Here is a 22,031-nt window from a genome sequence, read left to right as displayed (position 1 = left end):
TGAAAGACACCCCATGAACCCCTCCAACCGTCGCGATTTCTTCCGCAAGTCGGCCGGCGCCGTCGGCGCGGCCTCGGCCCTCACCCTGCTGCCGCCCACGATCCGCAAGGCGCTCGCCGTCGAGGCTGCCGTCGACACCGGCACCATCAAGGACATCAAGCACGTCGTGATCCTGATGCAGGAGAACCGCAGCTTCGACCACTACTTCGGCACGCTGCGCGGCGTGCGCGGTTTCGGCGACCGCTTTCCGATTCCGCTGGCCAACGGCAAGTCGGTGTACTTCCAGTCGAACCCCGCCGGCGGCGCGGAGATTCCGCCGTTTCGCCGCGATTCGACGATTGCCAATGCGCTGATCGGCTCGGGCACGCCGCACAACTTTCCCGACCAGCAAGCCGCATGGAACCAGGGAAAGATGGACCGCTGGATCCAGTTCAAGAACCAGGCCACGATGGGCTACTACCTGCGCGAGGACATCCCGTTCCAGTTCGCGCTGGCCGATGCCTTCACGGTGTGCGACGGCTACCACTGCTCCATCCTCACCGGCACCGACCCGAACCGCATCGTGTTCTGGTCGGGCTCCAACTTCAACCCGGAGTTGCGCAAGAAGGGCATCAACAGCACCGACACCGACTCCGAACCTGTGAACTCGCGCTGCTGGCCCAAGCCGTCCAACTGGGTGGCGAACCGCCCGCAGGAGGCCGACGGCTCCGGCCAGAAAGACCCGATCACGGGCGACTACAACTACAAGTACGTCAACAACGCCTTCAAGTGGGACACGCTGCCCGACGTGCTGCAGAAGAAGGGCGTCAGCTGGCACATCTACCAGAACATGAACAACAACTGGACGGGCGCCATGCACGGCTGCCTGGCCTTCGAGAGCTTTCGCACCGCGCAGCCGGGCTCGCCGATCTATGAGCACGGCCTCACGGGCGGCCCCGAAGCGGCCGACGGCGCCACCAACTTCCTGGCCCAGCTCAAGCAGGACGTGATGACGGGCAAATTGCCGGACGTCTCGTGGGTGCTGCCCACGCAGGCGCTGGCCGAGCACCCCGGCAGCAGCGAAGGCACGGCCGGCGCCGCCGACTTCATCGCCGACGTGCTGGACGCGCTCACGTCCAACCCGGCCGTGTGGAGCAAGACCGCGCTGTTCGTGACCTTCGACGAGAACGACGGCTTCTTCGACCACCTGGCCATGCCGGCCGTGCCCTCGTACGACGCCAACGGCACGCTCATGGGCAAGTCGACCGTGCCGCTGGAGGGCGAGTACTTCGACGCCTCGGTGGGCAGCTACCTGGCCGCGGCCGACAACACGACCACCGGCAAGATCCGCCCCTGGGGCCTGAGCTCGCGCGTGCCGATGTACGTGGTGTCGCCGTGGAGCAAGGGCGGCTGGGTGAACTCGCAGGTGTTCGACCACACCTCGGTGGGGCGCTTCCTGGAGAAGCGCTTCGACATCACGGTGGATGCGATCAGCCCGTGGCACCGCGCCGTGTGCGGCGACCTCACGACCTGCTTCGACTTCGTGAGCCCGAACGATCCCGTCGTTCCCAAGCTGCCCGACACGAGCAACTTCCCCGCGATCAATGCGGCGCAGCGGCTGCTGCCCACGGCCCCCGTGAGAAACGCCCCCGCCACGCCGCAGCCGCTGTACCAGGAGACCGGCACGCGCTTCTCGCGTGCATTGCCCTACGAGCTGCACACCAGCGCACGCGTCGAGTCGCGCGGCCTGGTGCAGCTGGTGTTCGCGAACTCCGGCACGCAGGGCGCCGTGTTCCATGTGTATGACAAGCTGCACCTGGACCGCATCCCGCGCCGCTACACGGTCGAAGCCGGCAAGCAGCTCGCCGACTACTGGAACACCGGTGCCAGCGACAGCGGCAAGTACGACCTGTGGGTGTACAGCACCAACGGCTACGTGCGCAGCTTCCAGGGCGACGCACTGGCCTTCGACACCGCCGGCTTCAAGCCCGAGGTGCAGGTCTGCTACGAGCCGGTCGACGGGCAGGTCTACCTGAAGGTGCACAACACAGGCAAGGCGGCCGGCAAGGTCACGGTGACGGCCAACGCGTACCGCAACGACGGCCCCTGGACGCTCGAGGTCGCGCCGGGCGCCACCGGCATGCTGCACTGGAGCCTGGACAAGAGCGGCTACTGGTACGACTTCACCGTCAGCGCCGGGCACACCGAGCGCCGCTTCGCGGGCCGCGTCGAGACCGGCAAGCCCGGCGTGAGCGATCCGGCCATGGCCCTGCACCTGAAGGCCTGAGCGTCATGAAGCGCAAGACCAACAGCACGCACACCCTGCTCGGGCTGGCCGTGGCCCTCGGCTCGGCGGCCGGCATGGGCATCGCCTCGGCCCAGCCGATCACCTGGGACCCGGCCAAGGGCAACCTGGGCATCGGCGACAAGGCCGGCACCACCGGCGTCACGGGCAGCAACGACCTGGCCTTCGGCAAGGGCGCGGGCAACAACGTCAGCACCAACTGGAACCTGGCCATCGGCGAGGGCGCCGGCACCGGCGTGTCGGGCAAGAACGCCAACCAGGCCATCGGCTACTACGCGGGCACCAACGTGGTCGGCGGCTGGAACCAGTCGATGGGCCGCAGCGCGGGCCAGAACGTGACCGGCGACTACAACAACGCCGTCGGCTTCTGGGCCGGCACCGACGTGAAGGGCAACGGCAACGAGGCCTACGGCAGCAACGCCGGGCGCAACGTGACCGGCAACGCCAACCAGGCCTACGGCGGCGACGCGGGTCGCAACGTGACCGGCAGCAACAACCTGGCCACGGGGCAGGGCGCGGGCAGCGGCGTCACCGGCTCGGGCAACCAGGCCTCGGGCCAGATGGCCGGCGCGCAGGTGGCGGGCAGCAACAACGTGGCCATGGGCCAGGCCGCGGGCGGCGGCGTGCAGGGCAACCAGAACCTGGCCCTGGGCGCGGCGGCAGGCCAGGGCGTGGTCGGCAGCCACAACATCGCGCAGGGCAGCGGCGCGGGCCAGAACGTCATGGGCAGCGGCAACATCGCCATCGGCGCCGACGCCGGCGTGTACGTGAACGCGAACCAGGCGATCTCGCTGGGCAGCGCCGCGCGCGCGAGCGCCGACAATGCCATTGCCCTCGGCAGCAACGCATCGGCCTCGCACGCCAACAGCGTGGCGCTCGGCGCGGGCAGCACGACCACGCGCGGCGCGCAGTCGAACTACGTGGCCGTGGGCATGAGCGGGCTGCAGTCGTCGACCGGCGAAGTGGCGCTCGGCAACCGCCAGCTCACCGGCGTGGCGCCCGGCAGCGCGCCCGACGACGCGACCAACGTGGGCCAGGTGCAGGGCATGGTGCAGCAGGGCGTGAGCGCGGCCAACGCGTACACCGACACCGTCGCCGCGCAGGGCCTGCCGCTGGGCAAGGCCTACACCGACTTCACGGCTGCGCGACTGCAAAGCCAGATGGACGAGAACGCGCGGCGTGCCTATGCCGGTATTGCAGGCGTTGCCGCCATGGAGGCTGCGCCTGTCGTGCCGGGGAAGATCAGCTACGCCGTGGGGCTGGGCAACTTCCGCAGTGAAAGCGCGATGGGGGGATCGATCCGCCGGACCTCGCAGGATGGGCGCTACAGCGTGACGCTGGGGGTGGGTGCGAGCAGTTCGGGCGTGGTGAGCCGGGTGGCGTTCACCGGGGTGTTCGACTGATCTTGTTCAGGGCGACGATCCCGCCGACGGGGTACCTTGCTCCGCGAATGTCCTCCGGCCTGCGGCCTCCCCCTTGATTTCGCTGCGCAAGGCACCCCATCGACGTGATCGTCCTCAGTGCAGTCGTTGATCGGCCAGCACACCACCGCCGCTTCCCGTGCACAGGACACTGGGTGCTTCCCGCAGCGAAATCAAGGAGGAGCCGAAGGCGGGGGACATTCGCGGAGGGAAGTACCCGGTGGCCTGTGCACGCGCCCTGAAGAATTCACTCCCGCGTGAGAACGAAGCGCTTCTGAATCCCGCCAGCCGCAGAAGGCGCAACCCACAAGTCGAACTCACCCGGTTCAACAACAGGCTTCATGTCCCGCCCCAGAAACTGCAGATCGTCATTGACGACAGCGAACTCGACCACCTCCGAAGCCCCCGGCGCAATCCGCACCTTGCGGAAGTTCTTTAGCTCGCGCACCGGCCGCGTCACGCTCGCGGCGCGCTGCGCCAGGTACAGCTGCACCACTTCTTCCGCCTCGCGCGTCCCCGTGTTCGTGACGGTGGCGCGCACACGCAGCGTCTGGCCCATGGCGAGGCGGTCCGTGCTCAGCTCGACCTGGTCGTAGCGCACCGGCGCATAGCCGATGCCGAAACCGAAGGGGTACAGCGCCTCGTTCGTGGCGTCCAGGTAGCGGGTCTTGAAGGCCGTGCCCGGCGCGCTTTCGGGCGAGGGGCGGCCGGTGCGCTTGTGGGCGTAGTAGTAGGGCACCTGGCCAGCAGTCTGTGGAAAGCTCACGGGCAGGCGGCCCGAGGGGTTGGCGTCGCCGAACACCACGTCGGCGATCGCGTGGCCGGTCTGCACGCCGAGAAACCACGTCACGAGGATCGCGCGCGCATCGCGCACGGCCCCCTGGAGCGCCATCGCGCGGCCGTTGCTCAGCAGAACGACCACCGGTTTGCCCGTGGCGGCCACGGCTTCGGCCAGGTCCTGCTGGGCTTGCGGCAGGCCGATGTCGCTGCGCGAGCGCGACTCGCCCGACATCTTCTGGCTCGCCGATGGCCAGCACCACCACGTCGGCGTCGCGCGCGGCGGCCACGGCGGCCTCGATGCCGCCGGGCAGCGGCGACTCGACGTTCGCGCCGCGCGTGACGGTCAATCGCGAGGTCTCGGTGCCCAGCGCAGCACGCAGGCCTTCGTCGATGCCCACGGGCGCGGACTGGCCCGGGAACAGGCTCCAGGAGCCCATCAGGTCCTTCGTGCCCTCGGCGAAGGGGCCGATCAGCGCGATCTTCTGCGGGCCGGTTTTCGCGAGCGGCAGCAGCTGGCCCTCGTTCTTCAGCATCACGATGGAGCGGCGCGCGCTCTCGCGGGCCAGCGCGATGAACTCGGGGTTCTCCACGCGTTGCGCGGCCGGCGGGCCGTCGAGGCCGCGCATCGGGTCGTCGAAGAGGCCGAGCTTGAGCTTGACCCGCAGCACGCGCCGCACGGCCTCGTCGAGCCGCGCCATCGGCACCTCGCCCGAGGCCACGAGGTCGGGCAGGTGGCGGATGTACAGGCCGCTTTGCATGCTCACGTCGGTGCCGGCCATGAAGGCCAGCTTGGCGGCCTCGCGGCCGTTGGCGGCATGGCCGTGCTCGATGAGCTCTTCGTCGGCCGTGTAGTCGGACACCACGAAGCCCTTGAACTTCCATTCGTCGCGCAGCACGCCGGTGAGCAGCGCGGGGTTGGCGGTCGAGGGCACGCCGCCGATCTCGTTGAAGGCGCTCATGACCGACAGCGCGCCCGCATCGAGCGCCGCGCGAAACGGCGGCAGGTAGACCTCGCGCAGCGTGCGCTCGGAGATTTCGCTCGTGTTGTAGTCGAGCCCGCCTTCGGCCGCGCCGTAGGCCGCGAAGTGCTTGGGCGTGGCCAGCATCGAGTCGGCGTTCGCGAGGTTGCTGCCCTGGAAGCCGCGCACACGCGCCGCCGCGAACTGGCGCGCCAGGTACGGGTCTTCGCCCACGCCTTCGAGGCCGCGGCCCCAGCGCGCGTCGCGCGCGATGTCGACCATGGGGGCGAAGGTCCAGCGGAAGCCGTCGGCAGTGGCCTCGACCGCCGCCGCGCGCGCGGTGCGCTCGGCCAGCGCGGGCTCCCAGCTCGAGGCTTCGGCCAGCGGCATCGGGAAGATGGTGCGAAAGCCGTGGATCACATCGGCGCCGAAGATCAGCGGAATGCCCAGCCGCGACTCCCTCACCGCCACCTGCTGCAGCCGCCGCTTGCCTTCGAGGCCGGCGTTGTTGAACAGGCCCGTGAGGCGCCCGTTGCGCACGTCCTCGGTCTCTTGCTGCCCGTTGCGCCAGCCGGCCTGCGGGTTGTTCGGGATGTTGATGTCGGCCGGGCCGTAGAGGCTGAGCTGGCCGGCCTTTTCCTGCAGCGTCATGCGCGCGATCAGCGATTCGATGCGGGCTTCGGTCGCATCGGAGGGCTTCAGGTCTTTGGGAATGGACGCCGCGGCAGCGGGGAGGGAGAGGGCGGACAGGACGAGGGCGAGAACGGCGGCTTTTCGAACATGCATGGCCGCCTATTCTGCAGACAACGCCCGCCGCCCCCGGCCAGCGGGTTTCCGCCCTGGGCGTAGGGCCTTGTCCGACCCTGGCCCCTTCAGGCCCTGCCGGTCAGTCCGCACCCAGCCGCAGCCGGCTGGGCAGTCGCTTCTCGATCGCGAACTTCAGCAGCGCCGCGCAGCGAAAGATGCCGTGTGCGAACTTGCCGTAGGGCAGCGTGAGAAAGAGCGCCATCACCACGCCCAGGTGCACCGCCAGCAGCAGCGCCATGAAGCGCGTGTCGCGCCACGCGAGCAGGGCCAGGCCCGTGAGGCTCGTGAGCAACAGCAGCGCGATGAAGCCGCGGTCCATCGGCCGCTGCGCCACGTCGCCGTGCGCGGCATGGCGCCGCAGGTTCAGCCACAGCAGGCCGACGGGGCCGATCACGAGGCCGATGCCGCCCGTGGTGCCCAGCAGCACGGGCGCACTCGTGAGCGCATAGGGCGCGTGCAGGTCGAACAGGTAGTGGTAGAGCGTTGCCACGCAGGTGGAGGCGAAGCACAGCATGAAGCCGTAGAAGGTGAAGTGATGGAAGCGCCGGCGCCAGAGCGTGAAGCGGTCGTCGGCGTTGTTGCAGCCTTCGCCATGGCCGCCATCGAGGTAGGTCAGGCGCAGCGCGTCGTGCGCGGCTTCGGCGCTCGCTGCGCGGCGCACACCCGGCAGGTCGGGGGCGTTGCCCGGGTCGTTCGCGGGCGAGACCTCGCGCCAGAAGCGGCGCGTGCCCATGGCCAGCGCGAACATCACGAACAGGAACACCGCGCCGAACACCAGTGCGAGGAAGTTGTGCGGAAAGATCGCGTAGAAGTTGCCCGCGAGCGGTTCGTGCAGGAGCGAACCCGACATCGCCACGGCCAACACGAGGAACATCGCCAATCCACCCGCCAGTGCCAATGCGACGGTGAGCCCGGCCCGCTTGTAGAGCGCGCCCATCGCGGGCGGCCAGGCGTAGTCGTGGTAGGTCTGCAGGCGCACCTGCGCCATCGCCTGCGGCACGTTCACGGCGAATTCGTGCGGCGGTGCGTACTGGCAGGCATGCAGGCAGGCGCCGCAGTTGTGGCACAGGTTGGCGAGGTAGTGCGTGTCGGCCTTGCCGAACTCGAGCCGGCGCGTCATGGCGGGGAACACGGCGCAGAAGCCCTCGCAGTAGCGGCAGGCGTTGCAGATCTGCAGGATGCGCGCGACTTCGCCTTCGGAGGCGGTCAACGGCAGGGCGGGCTGGATCGGGATGACGCGCTGCGATGGCGACGGGGTGCTGCCGATGCCATCGGCGTCCGCACGGGCGCGTGCGACGAGGTCAGTGAGCTGCTGCAAGGGCGGTCTCCGGGGATTTCTTTGAAACGTTCTTGGCGGCCTTCGCGGCCTGCGTCCCGGCGATGCGCCCGAAGGCCGTGCCGATGCTCATGCCCACGCCGGCCGTGTAGCCCTGGCCCAGCACGTTGCCCGCCATCATTTCGCCGGCCACGAAGAGGTTGGGGCTCGGCCGGCCGCCGAAGCGCACGGCGGCGGTCTCATCCACCTTCAGGCCCATGTAGGTGAAGGTGATGCCGGGGCGCAGCGGGTACGCATGGAAGGGCGTGGTGTCGATCGGGCGCGCCCAGTGCGTCTTGGCGGGCGCGAGGCCTTCGGTGTGGCAATCGTCCAGCGCCGTGTGGTCGAAGCGGCCGACGCGGCAGGCGGCGTTGTAGTCCTGCACGGTGCGCACGAAGGTGGCTTCGTCCAGACCGATCTTCTGCGCCAGTTCGCCGAGCGTGCCGGCCTGCGTGCCGGGGAACACGGGCGGCATGAAGCGCCCGATCGCCTGCTGGTCGATGACCGACCAGGCGATCTGCCCCGGCTGCTGCGCCACGAGCCGGCCCCAGATCGCATAGCGCTTGGGCCAGAAGTCTTCGCCCTCGTCGTAGAAGCGCCGCGCCTCGCGGTTGACCACCACGCCGAGCGACACGCAATCGATGCGCGTGCAGATGCCGCCGTCGTAGAGCGGTGCGCGCGCATCGATGGCCACCATGTGGCCCTGCGACGGATCGCCGATGGGGTCGGCACCCGCGTCGATCATGTGCCTGAGCAGCACGCCCTGGTTGAAGCGCGTGCCGCGGATGAGGAAGTTGTCGGCCGGCCATTCGCCGCGTTCGTTGCGGCCCCAGGCTTCGCGCAGCCATTCGCGGTTCGACTCGAAGCCGCCGGCCGCGAGCACGCAGCTCTTCGCCGCGATGCGTTCGCCGGCCTCGGTGCGCACGGCCACGAAGCGGTCGCCGTCGCGTTCGACCGAGGCCACGGGCGTGTCGTAGCGGATCTGCACGCCGAGCCGTTCGGCACTGCGGAAATACGCGTTCACCAGCGCCTTGCCGCCGCCCATGAAGAAGGCGTTGGTGCGCGCCACGTGCAGCGCACCCGACAGCGGCGGCTGGAAATGCACGCCGTGGCTGCGCATCCAGTCGCGGCAGTTCGACGAGGCGCGGATCACGAGGCGGGCGAGGTGCTCGTCGGTGAGGCCGCCGGTCACCTTCAGCAGGTCTTGCCAGTACTCCTCTTCAGGGTAGGCCTCGACCAGCACGTCCTGCGGTGCGTCGTGCATGCAGCGCAGGTTGCGGGTGTGCTGCGAATTGCCGCCGCGCCATTCTTTGGGCGAGGCTTCCAGCAGCAGCACCGAAGCGCCGGCCTCGCGCGCCATCAGCGCGGCGCACAGCGCGGCATTGCCGCCACCGACAACCAGTACGTCTATCACTCGTGGGTCTCCTTGGAATCCAGGAGACTTTAGGCAGCACGGCCTTCACGCGAAAGGCCGAAAGAGGCAACAGGTGTTCAGCTTTCGAGAAGACTTGCGCCGGCCCAGCGGCCTTCGCTGACCAGCGTGCGCGCCGTTTCGGCCACCACCACACGCGCGGCCAGCGCGGCGGGCGAGAGCTCGTCGTCCGACAGGCTCACGAGCAGGTTGCGGCGCCCCACGTGCGCGTCCGAAATCTGCGTGAGCTCGAGGTCATCGCGGTCGTGCCGCGCCGTGGCGGCGCCGGGCTGGATGGTGGCGCCGTGGCCGGCACGCACCGCGTCCATCAGCAGCGCCAGGCCGTCGACCTCGGCCACGATGCGCGGCGCCACGCGCGCCCGCGCAAAGGCTGCCATCAACGTGGCGCGCAGGCCGTGGCTGCCGCTGGGCAGGATCAGCGGCACCTCGGCCAGCTGCGACAGGCGCACCTTCTTGCCCGTGGGGCGCGGCGTGAGTCCGGGCGACGCGATCACGAAGAGCTTTTCGGCCAGCAGCGGCGACACGCTCCAGCGCCGCGGCGTGTCGGTCTGGAACAGCACGGCCAGGTCGAGCTGGCGCGCGTGCAGCATGGTCGTGAGGTGGCCCGACAGCGCCTCGACCATGTGCAGCCGCACCTCGGGGTAGCGCGCCTGCATGGCCTGCATGAGCGGCACGCCCAGCACGGTGGCGGTGGTGGGCGCCAGGCCCACGCTCACATGGCCCGACAGCCGCGCCTGCTGCGCCGCGCGCACGGCGTCATCGGCGTGGCGCAAGGTGAGCTGCGCCTGGTGCAGGAAGGCCAGGCCCGCGTCGGTGGGCATGACGCCCGTCGAATGGCGGCGCAGCAGCCGGGTCGAGAGTTCGCTTTCGAGCCGGCTGATCTGCTGGCTCAGCGCCGAGGTGACCACCCCCAGCTCCACCGCCGCACGGCCCATGCTGCGCAGTTCGCAGACCTTGACGAAGTAGCGCAGTTGTCTCAGTTCCATCCGCGCATCATGGCGCAGGCACGGCGGCGGGCTGGCCGCGCCGCAGCAACAGCCATCCGAACAGTGGGGCGGTGATGTACATCACCACCGAGTAGATGGCGGCCGGCAGTGCGAGCGGAAAGCTCCCCAGCACGCTCACCGCGATGAAGATGGCCAGCGTGGAGTTGTGGATGCCGATCTCGTAGCTGATGGCGGTGGCCAGCGGCTTGTCCAGGCCGGCGGCGCGGCTCAGGTAGTAGCCGGCCAGCAGGCTCACGAGGTTGAACAGCAGCACCGGCACGCCGATCTCGGCGAAGGTGGTGGTGATGTTCTTCCACTCGTTGGCGATGGCGAGCACCGTGACCACCGCGAGCACCACGGCGCTGAAGATCTTGGTCGGCTTTTCCATGCGCGCCGCGAAGCCGGGCTTTCGCGACGCCACGACCATGCCGATGGCCACCGGCACCAGCACGATGGCGATCACCTCGACCAGCTTGCGCGTCTGCAGCGGCACCACCTGGCCGCCTTGCGCGAAATGGCCGATGGCCCAGTTGGCGATGAGCGGCAGCGTGACGATCGACAGCAGCGTGTTCACGGCCGTGAGCGAGATGTTCATCGCCACGTTGCCGCCGAACAGGTGCGAGAACAGGTTGGCCGAGATGCCGCCCGGCGAGGCCGCCAGCAGCATGAGCCCGATGGCGAACACCGGCGACAGGCCGAAGCCCACGATGATCGCGTAGCAGGCCAGCGGCAGGCCGATGACCTGCAGCACGAGCGCGATGGTCACGGCCTTCGGGTGCTTGAACAGGCGCCGGAAATCCTCGAGCGAGAGCGACAGCCCCAGCCCGAACATCACGAGCGCGAGCGCGCCGAACAGGAACCGGGTCACGATGAGCGTGGTGTCCATGCGGTGGTGTCTCCTCTTGGGTTCTTCTGCTTAAAAAATGGCTGCCGGCACCCGTCGCGCGGGCGCTGGCAGCCGTACAAAACCGGGATCGACGCGTCTCAGAACGTGTTCACGGCCTTTTCATGGTGCCCGCAAGGCAGCAAAGCGTCGCAATCTAGGCGCGCGCCGCAGTCCAGGCTGATGCCTGGACAAGGTGCGCAACGACGAGTGCGGCGCTTTGCTGCCTTGCCCGAAGGGTTGCCCCGCAAAGCTGGCATCTGCGGCGTTGCAAATGCTCGCCGGGCCACCAGCCCGGCTGCGCTTTGCGCCTTGCACCTGCCAGCTTTGCGGGGCAACGGGCACCATGAAAAGGCCGTGAACACGTTCTCATTGTTTGTAGCTGTCGTCGATGCGGTCGAGTTTGCGGATCAGCGAAGGCCAGACGAACATGCCGCCCAGGCCGCCGCTTTGCACCTTCATGGCCTGGCCCACGCCGTCGATGATCCTCGGGTCCACGTGCGTGAGTTCACCGCCGCCGGCCTGCGCGGCGATCTGGATCTGGCAGGTGTTCTCGAAGGTGTACATCGAAAGGAAGGCGTCGGCAATGGTCTTGCCGCAGGTCAGCAGGCCGTGGTTGCGCAGCATGAGGAAGTTGGCGTGGCCCATGTCGGCCTGCAGGCGCGGCTTCTCGTCGTCGCGGAAGGCCACGCCTTCGTAGTCGTGGTAGGCCAGCGAGGCCAGCACGAAGGTCGACTGCTGGCTGATGGGCAGCACGCCGTTCTTCTGCGCGCTCACGGCGATGCCGGCGCGGGTGTGGGTGTGCAGCACGCACTGGATGTCTTCGCGCGCGGCATGCACGGCGCTGTGGATCACGAAGCCGGCCGGGTTCACGGGGTAGGGCGAGTCGATGATCTTGTTGCACTGCTGGTCGACCTTGACCAGGCTCGAGGCCGTGATCTCGTCGAACATCAGGCCGTAGGGGTTGATCAGGAAGTGGTGCTCGGGGCCGGGCACGCGCGCGCTGATGTGCGTGAAGACGAGGTCGCTCCAGCCGTACAGCGCCACCAGGCGGTAGCAGGCGGCGAGGTCGACGCGCAGCTGCCATTCTTCGGCGGAGACGAGCTTCTGGATTTCGGAGGCGGAGGTGGCGTTCATGGGGGGGTGTCCTTTGTCTTGATCAAGCGGTGGTCGGCTCTTGCAGCACCGTCTTGTAGACGCTCTGCTTGGGCTGCGCCATCAGGCGGCGCAGCATGGGCTCGAACTCGCTGATGGGCAGGGTCTCGGCCTTCGGGTCGAAGGCCGGGTTGTCGTAGAGCGCGCAGAACTCGGCCGTGCGCTCGTAGTGCGGGTGGTCCTTGAAGCTGTCGCGCATGTCGCGGTCCAGCCCGATGTGGTGGAAGAAGTAGTGGCCCTGGAAGATGCCGTGGTTCTGCACCATCCAGTGGTTGGCCTCGCTCACGAAGGGCTTGAGGATGGCGGCGGCGATGTCGGGGTGGTTGAAGCTGCCCAGCGTGTCGCCGATGTCGTGCAGCAGCGCGCACACCACGTACTCCTCGTCGCGGCCGTCGCGCAGCGCGCGCGTCGCGGTCTGCAGCGAGTGCGTGTAGCGGTCGACCGGAAAGCCGCCGTAGTCGCCTTCGAGGATCTGCAGGTGCTTGATCACGCGCGCGGGCAGGCCGCCCGCGAACTGCATGAACTCGCCGCCGATCAGTTGCCAGTCTTCGCGCGTGCTGTCCTGCATGCGCTTGAAACTTGCCCGTGCGTTCATCGTGTGGGGTCTCCGTTCTTGGGGATGGCGGCCACTGTAGACCTGCGCTTGACCTTCAACTGTCAAGAATTTGACAATGCGAGGTTCTGGTAAACCCGCCTCCGGGCGCCTTTCTCTTCTCATGGCCACCTCGACCAAGCCGCGCCTGTCGGCCGCGCACCGCGCCGCGCTCGACGGCAACCCCTGGTTCACCAGCATGCCGCGCGCGCAGCGCGACGCGCTGCTGGGCGCGGCCGAGCTGCTGCATGTGCGGCGCGGCACCATGGTGTTCCGCCAGGGCGACCCGATCCATGCGGCGGGCGGCGGCTTCTACGGGCTGGTGGCGGGCACGATCAAGATCTCATCGCTGCGCCAGGACGGGCGCGAGGCCATCCTGGCGGTGCTGGAGCCGGGCAACTGGTTCGGCGAGATCACGCTCATCGACGGCTCGCCGCGCACGCACGACGCCACCGCGCTCGAAGCGCTCGACCTGCTGGTGGTGCCGCCCGAGGCCTTCGTGCGGCAGATGCGCGACGTGGTGTTTTCCAACGCCATCGCCGCCATGCTGGCCGCGCGCGTGCGCATGCTCTACGGCCTGGCCGAAGACGCGACCTTGCGCAGCCTGCGCGCGCGCGTGGCGCACCGGCTGCTGGTGCTGGCGCGCGGCGACGCCACGCAGTCGGTGCACCTGCGGCACGAACTCATGCTGTCGCAGGAGGCGCTGGCCATGATGCTCGGCGTGACGCGCCAGACGCTGTCCAAGGAGCTCAATGCGCTGGCCACCGAGGGCGTGGTGTCGCTGGGCTACGGGCGCATCGAACTGCTGTCGCTCGAGGCACTGCAGGGGCTGGTGCGCACGGGCTGAGGGTCTTGTCACAGCGCGGGCAGGGCGCAGGCGTATAAGACCTTCCCGGCCCGTCATTCCGGCGGCCCGGTGTCTTATTTCTTCACTGGAAGGTGGCGAATCATGAGCAACAACAAACCGACGGTCGTCCTGGTCCATGGTTTCTGGGGTGGTGCGGCGCACTGGCACAACGTCATCGTGGAGCTGCTGCGCAAGGGCCACACGGCCATCCGCGCGGTCGAGCTGCCGCTGACCTCGCTGGCCGACGACGCCGAACGCACGCGCAAGATGGTGGCGCAGGTGCAGGGGCCGGTGCTGCTGGTCGGCCACTCGTACGGCGGCGCGGTGATCACGCAGGCCGGCGACCTGCCCAACGTGGTGGGGCTGGTCTACATCGCGGCCTTCGCACCCGACGCGGGCGAAAGCCCCGGCGGCATCACGCAGGAGCATCCGCCCGTGGCCGTGCCCAACCTGGCACCCGACAGCGACGGCTACCTGTGGGTGATACCCGAGAAATACCACGAGAGCTTCTGCCAGGACCTGAGCGCCGAAGAAGGCCTGGTGATGGGCCTCACGCAGAAGGCGCCGCTGGCCAGCACCTTCGGCGACACCATCACGGCGCCGGCCTGGAAGAAGAAGCCGTCGTGGTACCAGATCTCGAGCGAGGACCGCATGATCTCGCCCGTGAACCAGGAGCGCATGTCGGCGCGGCTGGGCGCGAAGAAGGTCATCACGCTGGCGGCCAGCCACGCCTCGCTGGCCTCGCAGCCGCAGGCCGTGGCGGCGCTCATCGACGAAGCCGCGAGCGCTGCCTGAGGCCGGCTACGCGCAGCGCTCGGTGCGCTGCGCAGCCGTCGGGCGGGCCCGCCAGCCGAGGAACGCCACGGCGCAGGCCGCCGCGATCACGATCGCCACGGCCACGCCCATCACCGAGAAGAAGGCCTGGTCGAAGGCCGTGTGCGCGAGCGCCACGAGCTGCGAGGCGATGGGCGCGGGCAGCGTTTCGGCGGCCAGCAGTGCGGCGTCGATGCTGTCGCCGGCCGAGGCCGGCACGGCCAGGCCGTCGGGAATCACCAGCGCGGCGGTGTAGCTCGCCGAGAGCACGCTGCCCAGCAGCGCGATGCCCAGCACGCCGCCGAGTTCGTACGACACCTCCTCGATCGACGCCGCCATGCCGGCGTGTTCGACGGGCGCGTTGTTCATGACCGCGTTGGACGCCGCCGTGATGGTCGCGCCCACGCCCAGCCCCAGCACCACCAGGATGGCCGGCTTGAGCAGGCCCCCGGCATCGACCGCCAGTGCCAGCGCGCACAGCGCGAGCGCCGTGGTGACGAGGCCGCCCAGGATGACGGGGCGCGAGCCGATGCGCGCCAGCAGCAGGCCCGCGAGCGGCCCCGCCACGAACGCGGCCAGCGGCAGCGGCAGCAGGGTGAGGCCGGCTTGCAGCGGCGTGAGGCCGACCACGAGCTGCAGCCGCTGGCTGAACACCAGCTCGACACCGATCAGCGCCACCGAGGCCACGATGGCCGCGATCACGCCGCCCGAGAAGTAGGCGTTGCGGAACAGGCGGAAGTCGATCAGCGGCGCGCTGCTGCGCCGCTGGCGCCGCACGAACAGGGCCATGGCCACCACGGCGAGTGCGCCGGTGATGGCGGCTGTCGTGACCGAGGGTGCGAACTTGGTGAGTTCCTTGATGGTCAGCACCAGGAAGACCAGCCCCGCCAGCACCTGCACCGAGCCGATGAAGTCCCACGGGCGCGTGCCGGTGTTCTTCTGCGTCGGCAGCAGCCACAGGGCCAGCACCAGCGCGAGCACCACCACGGGCACGTTGATGAGAAACACCGAACCCCACCAGAAGTATTCGAGCAGCACGCCGCCCACGACCGGCCCGAGCGCCGCGCCGCCCGAGGCCACCGAGGCCCACACGCCGATGGCCACGGCGCGCTCGCGCTCGTCGGTGAACACCAGCCGCAGGATCGCCAGCGTGGCCGGCATCATCATCGACGCGCCCACGCCCAAGAGGGCCCGCGCGGCAATGAGGACGGCCGGGTTCGGCGCGTAGGCCGCGCACAGCGAGGCCACGCCGAACACGGCCAGGCCCGCGACGAACATGCGCCGGTAGCCCACGCGGTCGCCCAGCGCGCCCATGCCCAGCAGAAAGCCGGAGACGACCACGGTGTAGGCGTTGAGGATCCAGAGCTTCTCGGTGGCCGACGCGGCCAGGTCGTGCGTGAGCGTGGGCAGCGCCGTGTAGAGCACGGTCATGTCGACCACGATCAGCAGCAGCGCCATCGAGACGATGCCGAGCGTGATCCATTTCTTGGCGGTGGGGTTCAAGCCGTTCATGGCGTGGCCCTCCGGTCGTGCGACTGGGCGGTGGCGCCGTCCAGTTCCTTGAGCATCGTCACCGAGACCGTCTCGCAGCCGCGTGCGTGGAAGAAGTCGTGCGCGCGGGTATTGCCGATGCCGCTTTCGAGAAAGAGGCGCTGGATGCCGTGGCGCTGCAGCTCGACGCAGACCCAGTCGAAGAGTTGGCCGCCCAGGCCCATGCCCTGGAAGCGCGCGTCGACGACGAGGTCGTCGAGCGTCGCGAAGCTGCGCGCGGCGCGGCGGGTGTCGTCGATGGACACCAGCGCGAAGCCGGCCAGTGCGCCATCGGTTCGCGCGACGGCCACGCGGGCGTGGGTGGTGGCCGGGTCCAGCGCGAGGGTCTCGCGCACTTGCGCCATGAAGACGGCGGGCAGGTCGGCGCGCCATTCGCCGAGGGCCACGGCGCGCTGCTCCTGCAACTCGGAGTGCGAGATGTAGGAAGGGGAAAGTTGCTGCAGGAACAGGGCGGTCAACGCCTGCGCCTGGGAAGGATCGCTGCACCAGCTCAGTTCGAACGCCGGTGTCGTCTTGTTGTTTGCATTCGTCATGGCGCCATGTTGCGCCATTAAAATGAATGAATAAAGATGAAATCCATCTGATAAATAGATGAGTGGGTGGCCGAAATGGAATGGACCGTCGACCAATTGCGCCAGTTCGTGACGACCGCCGAGTGCGGCTCGTTCTCGGCCGCGGCGCGCCACCTGGGCAAGGCCCAGTCGGCCGTGAGCACCGCCATCGGGCTGCTCGAGGTCGACCTCGGCGTGGCCCTGTTCGACCGCTCGCGGCGCAACGCGCAGCTGTCCGACGCGGGCCGGGTGCTGCTGCTCGAAGCGCGCGAACTGCTGCGACAGGCCGAGCAGCTCGACCAGCGCGCCCGCTCGCTGCACGAAGGCGACGAAGCGGCCCTGTCGCTGGCGCTGGACGAAGCTCTGCCGTACACCGCCATCGGCACGCTGATGCGCGAGCTGTCGGTGAAGTTTCCGAGCCTCGAGCTCACGCTGCTCAACGGCACCGCGACCGAGGTGGCCGACTACGTCGAGCAGGAGCGCGCCAGCGTGGCCTTCCACTTCGACCGCGGCCCGGTGCGCGCGAGCTTCGACCAGCGCCACATCGGCAGCGTGCGCCAGGGCGTGTTCGTGGCCAGCGACCACCCGCTGGCCGACGGCCGCACGGTGCGGCGCCAGGACCTGGCGCGGCAACGCCAGCTGCTGATGCACGCGGACGACGTGCACGAGGTGGCCTACAGCCCGCGCGTGTGGCGCTCCGACAGCTTCTACAGCACGGCCGAGATGGTGGCCGACAACCTGGGCTGGGCCGTGCTGCCCATCAACATCGCGCGCTACGAGGGCTTCAGCAAGGCGCTGAAGGAAGTGCCGTGCCCGTCGCTGGCCTTGCCTCGGCTGTCGGTGCGCATGCTGTGGCTGCAGGGGCGCCCGCTCGGCGCGACGGCGCTGTATGTGCAGCAGCGCTTCACCGAGCTGCTGCGCGACAGCGCCGTGTGAGGCGCGTCAGCGGAGCACGCGACCGTCGGCCGAGATGCTGATGAGATCGATGCTGCGCACGTTGTCGCGCAGGCCGGGGCGCAGGTTGATGCGGAAGCCGCCGACGTCGTAGTCGGTCATCGCCGTCATCGTGCGCAGCAGGGTGGCGGTGTTGAAGCCGCGGCCCGCGCGGCGCACCGCCTCGCCCGCGGCCTTGGCGGCGATGAAGCCTTCGAGCCCTTCGTACGACGCGGTCTGGTCGGAGTTGTCGACCGCCGCGAGGTACTCCTTGACGATCGGAATGGCCGAGGGCCGCGGCGAGGGCACGACCTGCGAGATCACGATGCCGCCGATGTCCTTGCCCAGCTCGGCATAGAGCGGGTCGATGCCGACGATCGAGAAGGCCATGAAGTTGCCCGTGTAGCCGCTCTTGCGCAGCTTGCGGATGGCACTGGCCGTGGTGCCCGAGAGCGACACCAGCACGATGGCCTGGGGCGTCTGCTGCTGCACGGTCTTCAGCGCGGCGTCGAGCTTGTCGGCGCCGGCGGGCACCAGCGCGCTGGCGACCAGCGGCGGCAGCTTCAGTTCGGTGGCGGCCTGCTGCACGGCGGCCAGGCCGGCGCGGCCCATGGCGTCGTCGTCGCCCACCAGCGCGATGCGCTGTTGCCCCACGGTGGCGCACTGGCGCACGATCTTGAGGGCCTCGTCGATCATGCCGGGGCGCACATGGAACACGTTCGGATGCTCGGGGCCGCGCAGCGTGTCGGAGGCGGCGAAGGGCGCAAACAGCAGGCTGCCCTGCTGCGTGGCGACCTTGGCGCCGGCCTCGCTGCTGGCGGTGCCGACAAAGCCGAACAGCATGTCGGCCTTGTTCGCGCCCAGCAGCGTGCGGGCGTTGGTGGTGGCGCGCGCGGCGTCGTAGCCGTCGTCCAGTTGCAGCAGCTTCAGCTGCAGGCCGGTGGCGGCGTTGCGCGTGTTGAAGTCGCTCACGGCGAGCCGGCTGCCGGCCGCGAAGGCGTTGCCGATCTCGTTGGCGCTGCCGGTGAGCGGCACCGACTGGCCGAGCAGGACGACGCGGGCCCCGGCGGCGGACGGGCGTGGCGTCTGTGCCAGCAAGGGACGGGTGATGCCGAGGCCGCTTCCCAGAAGCAGCGTTGCGGAGGCTTTTCCCAGCCATGTCCTGCGAGACGCGTTCATTGGCTACCTTTTGCTAACAATAGTAAAAAAGTGTAGCAATTTCGAGGCCAGGGCGGAAGGCGCGGGTGCTCCAGAATTGCCCTGATGAAAACAACTGTGTCCTGGGTTCTGGGAGGGATGTGCGCGGCGCTCGCCGGTTGCGTCGTGCCGCCCCCATCGAAGGTGGTGGAAAAGGCGCTGCCCGCGCCGGAGGTCTTCGTGCCCGTGGCGGCGCCGCAGCCGCCGCAACCGATGATCGAGCCGCCACCCCTGCCGCCGCCATCGACGATCGAGCCGCCACCGCTGCCACTGGCGGGGCCGCCGATGGCATTGCCGCCGGGGCCGACCCTCATGGCGGCGCCGCGCGCCGATCCGCGCGTTGCGGCGGACGCTGTCGTGACGGAGCCGGTGATCCGCCTGCGCCGCTATCCCAGCTATCCGTCCGCGTTGCTGGAAGAGGGCATCGAGGGCCTGGTGGTCACGGCCTTCTTCGTCGGCGTGGACGGCAAGCCCGAAGACATCCGCGTCGAACGCTCGCCGCACCCGCTGCTGTCTCAGGCGGCGACCGATTCGCTCAAGGGATGGCGCTTCGACCCGGCGCGCACCGCGGACGGGCGTGCGGTGCGCGCCCGCATGCGGCTGCCGTTCCGCTTCAAGCTCGTCGAGTGAGCGGGGGAAGGTGACGCGCGGTCAGGCGCGTTTTTCGAACACCAGGTCCCACACGCCGTGACCCAGCTTGAGGCCACGGTTCTCGAACTTGGTGAGCGGGCGGTACGCCGGCTTGGGCGCGTAGCCGGTGTCCGGCGCGGTGTTGCGCAGCAGCGGTTCGGCGCCCAGCACTTCGAGCATCTGCTCGGCGTAGGGCTGCCAGTCGGTGGCGCAGTGGATGTAGCCGCCGGGGCGCAGGTGCTGCGCCAGCTTGGTCACGAACTCGGGCTGGATCAGGCGGCGCTTGTTGTGGCGCTTCTTGTGCCACGGATCGGGAAAGAACACATGCACGCCGGCCAGCGTGCCGGGCTGCAGCATGTGGTCGATCACGTCGACCGCGTCGTGCGCGCAGATGCGGATGTTCGAGATCGACTGCTCGCCGATGCGCTTGAGCAGCGCGCCCACGCCGGGCTCGTGCACTTCGCAGCACAGGAAGTTGGTCTCGGGCAGCACCGTGGCGATGTGGGCCGTGGCCTCGCCCATGCCGAAGCCGATCTCCAGCACCGTCGGGCCCACGCGGCCGCCGAAGGCCGCCGTGAGGTCGAGCCGCTCGGGCGTGTAGGGCACGAGGAACAGCGGGCCCAGCTCGGCGAAGGCGCGGGCCTGGCCGTCGGTGGTGCGGCCGGCGCGCTTCACGAAGCTCTTGAGGCGGCGGTGCAGCGGGTGCGGCTTGCCGTCGGTGGCGTCGTCTTCGGGGGATGCGGGCAGGTCGTCGCCGGGCGGGAGGTCGTTGGACACGGTGTCGGGAATGTTCATGAGGGCCGCGAATTGTAGAGATCGCGCCATTCGGGCACCCAGCCGGCCAAGGCGGCGGTGCAGTGGCCGGCGGCCGTGGGGCGCAGGCCGAGCGCGCGCGCGGCGGCATCGAGCGCGGCCAGCGCGGCCTGCGGCGTGGCGGTGTCGATGGCCGTGGCGCCGTTCTGCTTGGAGAGCTTGTCGCCGTCGGCGCCGCGCACCAGCGGCGTGTGCAGGTAGCTCGGCGTGGGCAGGCCGAGCGCCTGCTGCAGCAGGATCTGGCGCGCCGTGTTGTCGGCCAGGTCCTCGCCGCGCACCACGTCGGTCACGCCCTGTTCGGCGTCGTCGACCACCACGGCCAGCTGGTAGGCCCAGGGGCCGTCGGCGCGGCGCAGCACGAAGTCGCCGACCTCGCGCTGCACGTCCTGCCGCTGCGGGCCGAGGCGGCGGTCATGCCAGTGCAGGTCGCCGGCCGGCATGCGGTGCGCGGCAAAGCGCCAGGCGCGCGCGGGCTTGCCGTGCAGGCCGTCGCGGCAGGTGCCGGGGTAGACGCGCTCGCCGTGGCGTTCGTGCGCATGGCCGAGCCGGGCCAGGGCCAGGTCGATGTCCTTGCGCGAGCAGCCGCAGGGGTAGGCGAGGTCGTGCGCCTGCAGCGCGGCCAGCGCCGCCTCGTAGTGCGCGGTGCGCTGCGTCTGCCACTCGGGCGGTTCGTCGGGGAGCAGGGCGCAGTCGGCGAGCTGGCGCAGGATGTGCTCGCCCATGCCGGGCAGGCAGCGCTCGGTGTCGGCGTCCTCGACGCGGACCAGCCAGCACGCCTGGTCGCCGCGTGCGCGCACGTCGAGCCAGCTCGCGAGCGCGGCCACCAGCGAGCCGGCGTGCAGCGGGCCGGTGGGCGAGGGGGCGAAGCGGCCGGTGGCCCGCATCCTTTCTTGGAGGACTTAGAGAGCGGCCAGGGCCAGCGAGAGGCCCGAAACGAAACCGTCTTCCACGCGGTGGCCGATGCACCAGTCACCGGCGATGCCGATGCGGGCCTTGGCGTCCCACAGGTGGGTCTGGCCCACGGGCACCTGCGTCTGCGCCTCGGGCCAGCAGCGCGCCTTGGCATGGCTGGGCGTGGCGTGGATGCCGGTGATCTCCGAGAAGGCGCGCAGCAGCTTGGCCTCGATGCGCGCGGGCGTGTCGCGCAGGTGTTCTTCCGACCATGTGGCGCTGGCCTGCAGGGTCCAGCGCTCGACGCGCTCGCGGCCGGGCTTGGACGATTCGCGCGCCAGCCATGCCACGCGGTGGTGGGTGCTGCGCGCCACGTTCCACTGCGGGCCGAGGTGCGACATGTTGGCCTGGTTGGCCTGGGGGAAGGCGATCATCAGCGTCCAGCAGGGCGCGATGCGCACGGGTTCGATCTTGCGGCTCAGCGTGGCCGAGCGGTCGCCGCCGGCCAGCAGTTCGCGGGTGCGTGCGGGCGGCACGGCCAGCAGCACGGCGTCGAAGCCGGAGTACACGTGCTGGGAATCGTCGGCGCCGGCGGTGCGCAGCTGCCAGCGGGTGGCGTCGAGCGCGTCGGGCTCGATGCGGGTGACTTGCGTGCCGGTGACGAGGTGTTCGCCCAGCGGCGCGGCCCAGTGGGCCACGAGCGCGTCCATGCCGGGCTGGGCGACCCAGTGCGGCTCCAGCGAAGGCAGCGCCGCTTCGGCCACGCGGCCGTGGGCGTCGAGCACGCGCACGAGATTGGCACTCCAGGGGCGGCACAGCGCGGGCGTGGTGGCCAGCACCTGGGCAAAGCGCGGATCGCGCACGGTGAAGTACTGGGCGCCGCTGTCGAAGCGGCCGAAGGCGGTGTCGATGCTCGCCATCCGCCCGCCCGGCGTGGCCTCGCGTTCGAACACCGTGACACGGTGCCCGGCCTGCATCAGCGTGCGGGCACAGGCCACGCCGGCAATGCCGGCGCCGATCACGGCGAAGTGGCGGGCGGCGGCGGGAGTTCGGTGGCGGTCGGCGGTGGCGCGGGCTTTGGCTTTGGGCATGGCGGACTCTTTTCTTTTGACAGGGTGATGACTGAGGAGGCCGTGCACACTCTACCTCGGTCTGCGCGCGTCCCCGGGCTGGGGGCGACCCTTATGCAGC

19 protein-coding genes and 1 pseudogene are annotated in these 22,031 nt (G+C 69.7%); 6 read left to right on the top strand and 14 right to left on the bottom strand.

All coding sequences use genetic code 11. The features are described from left to right. The first annotated feature begins 13 nt into the window (after positions 1-13). Both FFI97_RS08860 and FFI97_RS08855 read left to right on the top strand, forming a co-directional pair. The gene (locus FFI97_RS08860) at positions 14-2,266 is read left to right on the top strand and encodes a phosphocholine-specific phospholipase C (RefSeq protein ID WP_139706730.1); all 2,253 of its coding nucleotides are present in this window, start codon (positions 14-16) and stop codon (positions 2,264-2,266) included. A 5-nt stretch (positions 2,267-2,271) separates the two neighbouring features. Then, on the top strand, positions 2,272-3,687 hold the full coding sequence (locus FFI97_RS08855; protein WP_139706732.1) for a YadA family autotransporter adhesin: 1,416 nt from the start codon (positions 2,272-2,274) through the stop codon (positions 3,685-3,687). Between the two features lie 265 nt (positions 3,688-3,952). On the opposite strand, the gene FFI97_RS33895 is transcribed toward FFI97_RS08855, so the two are convergent. The 8 genes and pseudogenes from FFI97_RS33895 to FFI97_RS08820 all read right to left on the bottom strand — a co-directional run bounded on the left by FFI97_RS33895 (position 3,953) and on the right by FFI97_RS08820 (position 12,617). Beyond that, positions 3,953-4,264 carry a fibronectin type III-like domain-contianing protein gene (locus FFI97_RS33895; protein ID WP_260685028.1) on the bottom strand — a complete coding sequence of 104 codons (312 nt, stop codon included), beginning with the start codon at positions 4,262-4,264 and terminating at the stop codon, positions 3,953-3,955. A gap of 108 nt (positions 4,265-4,372) precedes the next feature. Continuing rightward, positions 4,373-6,095 (bottom strand): annotated as a pseudogene (locus FFI97_RS08850) (glycoside hydrolase family 3 N-terminal domain-containing protein); the annotation flags it as partial. Positions 6,096-6,330: 235 nt separating this feature from the next. Next, positions 6,331-7,569, bottom strand: a complete 1,239-nt coding sequence (gene tcuB / locus FFI97_RS08845) for a tricarballylate utilization 4Fe-4S protein TcuB (protein ID WP_139706734.1) — start codon at positions 7,567-7,569, stop codon at positions 6,331-6,333. Continuing rightward, positions 7,553-8,980 (bottom strand): FAD-dependent tricarballylate dehydrogenase TcuA, encoded by a 1,428-nt coding sequence (gene tcuA / locus FFI97_RS08840; RefSeq protein ID WP_139706736.1) that lies wholly within the window; start codon positions 8,978-8,980, stop codon positions 7,553-7,555. The genes tcuB and tcuA overlap by 17 nt, the downstream gene beginning before the upstream one ends. 77 nt (positions 8,981-9,057) lie before the next feature. Beyond that, complete coding sequence (locus tag FFI97_RS08835) at positions 9,058-9,984, bottom strand: LysR substrate-binding domain-containing protein (protein WP_139706738.1); 927 nt, start codon at positions 9,982-9,984, stop codon at positions 9,058-9,060. A 7-nt stretch (positions 9,985-9,991) separates the two neighbouring features. Continuing rightward, positions 9,992-10,870, bottom strand: coding sequence for a bile acid:sodium symporter family protein (locus FFI97_RS08830; protein ID WP_139706740.1), 879 nt, complete (start codon positions 10,868-10,870; stop codon positions 9,992-9,994). 366 nt (positions 10,871-11,236) lie between these two features. Beyond that, positions 11,237-12,004: a class II aldolase/adducin family protein gene (locus FFI97_RS08825; protein ID WP_070060369.1), complete on the bottom strand. Its 768-nt coding sequence runs from the start codon at positions 12,002-12,004 to the stop codon at positions 11,237-11,239. Positions 12,005-12,026: 22 nt separating this feature from the next. After that, positions 12,027-12,617, bottom strand: coding sequence for an HD domain-containing protein (locus FFI97_RS08820; RefSeq protein ID WP_139706971.1), 591 nt, complete (start codon positions 12,615-12,617; stop codon positions 12,027-12,029). Positions 12,618-12,738: 121 nt separating this feature from the next. Here FFI97_RS08820 and FFI97_RS08815 point away from each other — a divergent pair, with 121 nt between their 5' ends. Next, the gene (locus tag FFI97_RS08815; RefSeq protein ID WP_062478356.1) at positions 12,739-13,461 is read left to right on the top strand and encodes a Crp/Fnr family transcriptional regulator; all 723 of its coding nucleotides are present in this window, start codon (positions 12,739-12,741) and stop codon (positions 13,459-13,461) included. A 102-nt stretch (positions 13,462-13,563) separates the two neighbouring features. Then, positions 13,564-14,256 carry an alpha/beta hydrolase gene (locus FFI97_RS08810; RefSeq protein WP_062478359.1) on the top strand — a complete coding sequence of 231 codons (693 nt, stop codon included), beginning with the start codon at positions 13,564-13,566 and terminating at the stop codon, positions 14,254-14,256. Between the two features lie 6 nt (positions 14,257-14,262). Here the strand turns inward: FFI97_RS08810 and FFI97_RS08805 are convergent, their stop codons facing one another. After that, on the bottom strand, positions 14,263-15,786 hold the full coding sequence (locus FFI97_RS08805) for an MFS transporter (RefSeq protein WP_144004408.1): 1,524 nt from the start codon (positions 15,784-15,786) through the stop codon (positions 14,263-14,265). Continuing rightward, entirely contained in the window at positions 15,783-16,358 is a 576-nt protein-coding gene (locus tag FFI97_RS08800; protein WP_185993579.1) for a GNAT family N-acetyltransferase, read from the bottom strand. Before FFI97_RS08800 ends, FFI97_RS08805 begins: the two co-directional genes overlap by 4 nt. A 75-nt stretch (positions 16,359-16,433) precedes the next feature. On the opposite strand from FFI97_RS08800, the gene FFI97_RS08795 reads away from it, so the two are divergent. Continuing rightward, a complete protein-coding gene (locus FFI97_RS08795; RefSeq protein WP_070060373.1) occupies positions 16,434-17,312 on the top strand; it encodes a LysR family transcriptional regulator in 879 nt (292 codons plus the stop codon). 6 nt (positions 17,313-17,318) lie between these two features. Here the strand turns inward: FFI97_RS08795 and FFI97_RS08790 are convergent, their stop codons facing one another. Beyond that, positions 17,319-18,488, bottom strand: coding sequence for an ABC transporter substrate-binding protein (locus FFI97_RS08790; protein WP_139705450.1), 1,170 nt, complete (start codon positions 18,486-18,488; stop codon positions 17,319-17,321). Positions 18,489-18,632: 144 nt separating this feature from the next. Between FFI97_RS08790 and FFI97_RS08785 the strand changes: the two genes are divergently transcribed. Further along, entirely contained in the window at positions 18,633-19,136 is a 504-nt protein-coding gene (locus tag FFI97_RS08785) for an energy transducer TonB (RefSeq protein WP_139705453.1), read from the top strand. 21 nt (positions 19,137-19,157) lie between these two features. Here the strand turns inward: FFI97_RS08785 and trmB are convergent, their stop codons facing one another. Genes trmB through FFI97_RS08770 form a run of 3 tightly spaced genes read right to left on the bottom strand, consistent with a single transcriptional unit; the run spans position 19,158 to position 21,931 of the window. Continuing rightward, on the bottom strand, positions 19,158-19,931 hold the full coding sequence (gene trmB, locus FFI97_RS08780) for a tRNA (guanosine(46)-N7)-methyltransferase TrmB (protein WP_062478378.1): 774 nt from the start codon (positions 19,929-19,931) through the stop codon (positions 19,158-19,160). Continuing rightward, positions 19,928-20,833, bottom strand: coding sequence for a tRNA glutamyl-Q(34) synthetase GluQRS (gluQRS, locus tag FFI97_RS08775; RefSeq protein ID WP_139705455.1), 906 nt, complete (start codon positions 20,831-20,833; stop codon positions 19,928-19,930). Before gluQRS ends, trmB begins: the two co-directional genes overlap by 4 nt. A 15-nt stretch (positions 20,834-20,848) precedes the next feature. Further along, the gene (locus FFI97_RS08770; RefSeq protein WP_139705457.1) at positions 20,849-21,931 is read right to left on the bottom strand and encodes an NAD(P)/FAD-dependent oxidoreductase; all 1,083 of its coding nucleotides are present in this window, start codon (positions 21,929-21,931) and stop codon (positions 20,849-20,851) included. Between the last annotated feature and the right edge of the window lie 100 nt (positions 21,932-22,031).

Source organism: Variovorax sp. KBS0712, from assembly GCF_006323185.2.
GTDB lineage: Bacteria > Pseudomonadota > Gammaproteobacteria > Burkholderiales > Burkholderiaceae_C > Variovorax > Variovorax boronicumulans.
Note: the sequence above shows the minus strand (reverse complement) of the source record. Positions and strands in the feature narration are given on the sequence as shown.